This window comes from Bacteroides sp. Phil13 (assembly GCF_001940965.1).
GTDB classification, from domain to species: Bacteria; Bacteroidota; Bacteroidia; order Bacteroidales; family Bacteroidaceae; genus Bacteroides; species Bacteroides intestinalis.
On record NZ_MSHA01000025.1, the window covers coordinates 1 to 930 of the forward strand.

At 43.5% G+C, this 930-nt stretch carries 1 protein-coding gene; it reads left to right on the top strand.

Features of this window, described 5'->3' with window-relative positions:
* Positions 1-852: elongation factor Tu (locus tag BWI44_RS03775; RefSeq protein WP_286811679.1), on the top strand; the 852-nt coding region annotated here is incomplete at its 5' end.
* Positions 853-930: the final 78 nt, after the last annotated feature.

Genomic DNA, 930 nt, shown 5'->3' on the forward strand with positions numbered 1-930 from the left:
CCGATGCCTCAGACTCGTGAGCACATTCTGCTGGCTCGTCAGGTAAACGTACCGAAGCTTGTTGTATTTATGAACAAGTGCGATATGGTTGATGACGAAGAAATGTTGGAACTCGTTGAAATGGAAATGCGCGAACTGTTGGCTGCATACGAATTTGACGGTGACAATACTCCTATCATCCGTGGTTCTGCTCTTGGTGCATTGAATGGCGTAGAAAAATGGGAAGATAAAGTTATGGAGCTGATGGATGCTGTTGATACTTGGATTCCGCTGCCTCCGCGTGATGTTGATAAACCGTTCTTGATGCCGGTTGAAGACGTATTCTCTATTACTGGTCGTGGTACTGTTGCTACTGGTCGTATCGAAACTGGTGTTATTCACGTAGGTGATGAAGTTGAGATCCTCGGTTTGGGTGAAGATAAGAAATCAGTTGTAACTGGCGTTGAAATGTTCCGCAAATTGTTGGATCAGGGTGAAGCTGGTGACAATGTTGGTTTGTTGCTTCGTGGTATTGATAAGAACGAAATCAAACGTGGTATGGTTCTTTGTAAACCGGGTCAGATTAAGCCTCACTCTAAGTTCAAAGCTTCTATCTATGTTTTGAAGAAAGAAGAAGGTGGTCGTCATACTCCGTTCCACAACAAATATCGTCCTCAATTCTATCTGCGTACTATGGACTGTACAGGTGAAATCACTCTTCCGGAAGGAACTGAAATGGTAATGCCTGGTGATAACGTAGAAATCAACGTAGAATTGATCTATCCGGTAGCTCTGAACGTAGGTTTGCGTTTTGCTATCCGCGAAGGTGGTCGTACGGTAGGTTCAGGTCAGATTACTGAAATTCTTGACTAATTACCAAATATTTTAATCAGTTCCCGGTGTATATCGGGAACTGATTATGTTCACACGGGAGTAGCTCAGTTGGTAGAG